The sequence below is a fragment of the Oceanobacillus saliphilus genome (assembly GCF_023522835.1).
In the GTDB taxonomy this organism is placed as follows: domain Bacteria; phylum Bacillota; class Bacilli; order Bacillales; family Amphibacillaceae; genus Oceanobacillus; species Oceanobacillus saliphilus.
Map to the genome: position 1 here is coordinate 1 of NZ_JALCZU010000172.1, position 265 is coordinate 265.

The 265-nt window shown below is 38.1% G+C and carries 1 protein-coding gene; it reads right to left on the reverse strand.

From position 1 onward, the window contains the following. Nucleotides 1–265 (reverse strand): hypothetical protein (locus MN204_RS20825; protein ID WP_249872956.1); only part of this gene is annotated, 265 nt, incomplete at both ends.

The window sequence follows — 265 nt, forward strand, 5'->3', positions numbered from 1 at the left end:
TTTGTATATAATAGATGGAGCCACTAAATCTTGAAGAGAGAATAGCATGTCCGTGTATGCGATGTAAGTATCAGATATTTCGAAAACGAAGGATTTGCAATGAGCATATTCATGACGTCGGCATATTTCCAATGGAGCGTTTGCAAAATTTACGATTTCAATCGTATAGCCAAGCAAACCAGCAACCTGCAATGCTTCATAATATTGCACCCTCGAATTTGCGTCCCCAACAAAGAAGAAGAATTTCAATATCGGAAGAGAGTTT